Annotated in this window: 4 protein-coding genes; 2 read left to right on the top strand and 2 right to left on the bottom strand. The window is 69.3% G+C overall.

The window, feature by feature from the left end; translation table 11 throughout:
- Nucleotides 1-301: hypothetical protein (locus tag ABTZ89_RS36670; RefSeq protein WP_351053644.1), on the top strand; the 301-nt coding region annotated here is incomplete at its 5' end.
- 52 nt (nt 302-353) lie between these two features.
- On the opposite strand, the gene ABTZ89_RS36665 is transcribed toward ABTZ89_RS36670, so the two are convergent.
- Nucleotides 354-2,021, bottom strand: coding sequence for an MDR family MFS transporter (locus ABTZ89_RS36665; protein WP_351053641.1), 1,668 nt, complete (start codon nt 2,019-2,021; stop codon nt 354-356).
- A 501-nt stretch (nt 2,022-2,522) separates the two neighbouring features.
- Nucleotides 2,523-2,891, bottom strand: coding sequence for a hypothetical protein (locus ABTZ89_RS36660; protein ID WP_351053639.1), 369 nt, complete (start codon nt 2,889-2,891; stop codon nt 2,523-2,525).
- A gap of 23 nt (nt 2,892-2,914) precedes the next feature.
- Here ABTZ89_RS36660 and ABTZ89_RS36655 point away from each other — a divergent pair.
- Nucleotides 2,915-3,875: AfsR/SARP family transcriptional regulator (locus ABTZ89_RS36655; protein ID WP_351053636.1), on the top strand; the 961-nt coding region annotated here is incomplete at its 3' end.

The following is a 3,875-nucleotide window of genomic DNA, read 5'->3' as shown; positions in this document are numbered from 1 at the left end:
GGAGCTGCGGCTGCGCACCGCGGAGCAGTTCGAGGGCCGGATCGGACCGGCGAGCCTGCTGTGGCACCGGCACAACGGGGAGTTCGGGAACCGGTGCGCGCTGCAGGTCACCGGCACCGCCATCGGGGCGGGCGCGGACTGGACCTTCCGCCCGGAGCGCATTCCCGGTGTGTCCGCGGCCGACGGCGTGGACCAGTGGATCGCCGACGGACGGGCGCGCAGCGAGCGCTACCTCAAGCGCCGCGGAATCGTGCCGCCGCAGGTCGATTGGTCCGAGCTGGAGGCGCTCGTCCCGCGGTGACCGCAGGTCCGCAGCAGGCGGCGGGAGGCGATCCCCTCCCGCCGCCGCTCGATCACGCCGATTCCGCGGTTCTCCCCCGGCCGCGCAGCAGCAGCGCGATCACCACCGACAGCGCCAGGAACCCGCCGACGATCAGGAAAACGGTGTTCAGCGAGGACGACAGCGCGACCAGCACGGGCTGGGCGAGCCGCTCGTCGACCTGGGCGAGGAACGACGTGTCGTTGAGGTCGACGGTCCCCTGCGCGTGCAGCTGCCCAGCCAGCGCGGCGTTGGCCGGATCGGACATCACCGCCGGGTCGGACAGAGCCGCCTGCACCTGCGGGCCCGCGGCCTCGAACTGCTCGCCGACCCGATCGCCCGCGATGCCGAACAGCAGCGAGACGAACACCGCCGTCCCGGCCACGCCACCGATCTGCCGGGAGAAGTTGTAGAGACCGCTGGCCAGCCCGATGTCGGTCTCCGGCACGCTGTCCTGGATGGCGATGAGGATGACCTGGAAGAACACGCCCAGGCCCAGGCCGAGCGCGATGACCAGCAGCACCATCGTCCACAGCGGAGTGTCGAGGCCGACCTGCCCCAGCACCGCGAAGACCGCCGTCATCACCACCATGCCGCCGGCCAGCACCGGCTGGTAGCCGAAGCGCTTCATCAGCGGGCTGGACAGGCGCGCGCCGAAGGTGGTGGCCAGCGACTGCGGCAGCAGGAGCAGCCCGGCCGCGGTGGGCGACATGCCCTTGACGATCTGCAGGTACAGCGGCAGCAGCGCCAGGCCCGCGAAAACGCCTATGCCGCCCAGGAAGTTCACCATGTTGACCATCGCGAACGGCAGGTTGCGGAACAGCCTGCCGGGCAGCAGCGCGCTGTCACCGACCCGCCGCTCCACGAGCAGGAACAGCACCAGGCCGATCCCGCCGAGGGCGAACAGGCCGATCGACAGCGGCGACGCCCAGCCCCACTCCCGGCCGTTCTCGGCGACGACCAGCAGCGGGAAGACGAACAGCACCAAGGTGATCGCGCCGCCGAAGTCGACGCGGTGCTGGACGCGCTTGGCCGGGACCTTCAGCAGCAGCGCCACCAGCAAGCAGGCCGCCAGGCCGATCGGCAGGTTGATCAGGAAGATCCAGCGCCAGCCGGCCACGCCCAGGATCTCGCCGCTCCCGGCGAAGAAACCGCCCAGCACCGGTCCCGCCACGCTGGCCACGGCGAACACCGCGCCGAGGTTGGCCTGGTACTTCGACCGCTTGTCCGGCGGCGAGATGTCGGCGATCACCGCGAGCGCGAGCGAGGTGAGCCCGCCCGCGCCGAGCCCCTGCACCGCCCGGGCGGCGGCGAGCTGGTACATCGACTGGGCGAGCCCGCAGAGCAGCGATCCGGCGATGAACAGCAGGATCGCCGCCAGGTACAGCGGTCTGCGCCCGTAGATGTCGGAGAGCTTGCCGTACAGCGGCGCGGAAGCGGTCATGGTCACCAAGTAGGCGGTGGTCACCCACGCCTGCAGGGTCAGCCCGTGGAGCTGGTCGGCGACGGTGCGCAGCGCCGACGCCATGATCATCGTGTCCAGCGCACCCAGGAACATGCCCAGTCCGAGCCCGGCCAGGATCGCGATCAGCGCACCGCGGGCCGGAAGCCGGGAATCCTCCGCTGTCGTGGACTCCGCAACGCTGGCCATCACCGGTCCCCCACCGCGCCGCAGCACCCGGTCGACATCATCCGCAACCACCCTCTGGAAGAAGAAACCCATCGCGCGCAGCAGCGCGCCCGGCCGTCAGCCTGCAACCTCAAGTGCTCTTGAGGTCAAGCGCGCGAGCCGATCGTCGAGGCGTTCTCGAGCGCGGCTGGATGGTCTGGACCAGAAAACGGCGAACAAATTGATTTCCTCAACAAATATCCGGCCCGCGCCACCCGCGCCAGGACGTCGGAATGCCGCCCATCCCGACCAACGCGATTCCGCCGTTCAGGCCAGGCAGCGCGAAGTCGCGCGTGGATAGACTCGAAAACATCGAGACGAAAACGATATCCGCTGAATGCTGTCTTCGTTCTCGAACTCGTTCATGGAAGAACCACCCAGTTGTCGGAACGAAAGTGGTAAAAGGGTGAAAGTGCGATTAGGGAGGCGGCTAGCGCCGCCGAATCGGCCTCGTGCCGCCGGACCCGACCCCCGCTTGCAGATCCAGCTCCACCGAGAGTTCCAGCGCGCTCCCGAAGCAGGAGCACGCACTGGTCACACGTCCCCCGAACCGCGCCGAACGGCATCGGGAGACCTGCGACCCCCGAGCCCGCCCGGCGCCGCAGTGCCGTGCTCGTCGGAGTGGGCAGGCGTTTCCGACGGCCAGCCGAACGCACGTTGACCGCGGCCGAAACCCGCTCGACGCGCAACCGGCACCACGCGGTTGCCACAATTGCGGGCACCGACGAAACGCATATCGAGCTGGGCGTTCAGCGTCGAGCAACCCGGCATCTCCCTCTCATTGAATTGAAACCCGAAACATTTTCTCGTTATGGCTTCGGCCTGCCACCAGCTCACCGAAGCACGCCCGGAGAAGGTGCCCCGGGCGACGAGAGGCCCCGCCACGATGTCGGAGTTCTTCACTCACCGGAAACTGGGGACGAACAGTGCCGCAATTTGATGCCGGAAGGTCAACCCTCGAAGTCCACCGCACCGCGATCACCGGTCCGGGCGGACGTTCACCGCACGCCGGTCACCCCGAGCTCGCCCAGTTCAAGGTGCTGGGCCCGCTGGAAGTCGTCGACGGCGACCGCGAATGCACGCCCAGCGCGCCGAAAGTGCGCCAGGTGCTCGCACTGCTGCTGCTCCGGGCCAACAAGGTCGTCTACACCGACTCGCTGATCCAGGAGCTCTGGGGCGAGAACCCACCGCCCAGCGCGCTGACCACGATCCAGACCTACATCTACCACCTGCGCAAGCTGATCGAACGCGAACGGCTGGCCGCCGACGGCCAGCAGATGGTGGCCACCCGCTCCCCCGGCTACACCCTCCGGATCCGCGACGACCAGGTGGACCTGGCCCGCTTCGAGCGGCTCAGCCGCTCCGGCCGGGACCACCTCGAGCACGGCCGGCACGCCGAGGCGGTGACCGACCTGCGGGCGGCGCTGGCCATGTGGTCCGGGGGACCGCTGGCCAACGTCAACCTCGGCCCGTGCCTGTCGGCCTACGTCGCCGAGCTCACCGAGCACCAGATGACCACCCTGCACCTGCGGATCCAGGCCGAGATGGAGCTGGGGATGCACCGCGAGCTGCTGGGCGAGCTCCGCTCGCTGACCGCGACGCACCCGTTCGACGAGTGGCTGCACTCCCAGCTCATCCTCGCGCTGGAACGCAGCGGACGCCGCAGCGACGCCCTGGACGTCTACCACCGCCTGCGGACCAATCTGGACCGGGAGCTCGGCCTGGATCCCTCGCAGCAGATCCAGAAGCTGCACTACCAGGTCCTGACCGCGACGGTCCCCGGCTCGTCGGCCCTCGACGCCGGCAACGGCGTGATCACCGAGGGCGGCGGGCAGTGGGTCGGTCCGGGCCAGGACCGCGTCCTCGCGCTGATCGATGAGCTCGGCC

Source organism: Saccharopolyspora sp. NPDC002686 (assembly GCF_040295745.1).
Lineage (GTDB): Bacteria > Actinomycetota > Actinomycetes > Mycobacteriales > Pseudonocardiaceae > Saccharopolyspora > Saccharopolyspora oryzae.
Note: the sequence above shows the minus strand (reverse complement) of the source record. Positions and strands in the feature narration are given on the sequence as shown.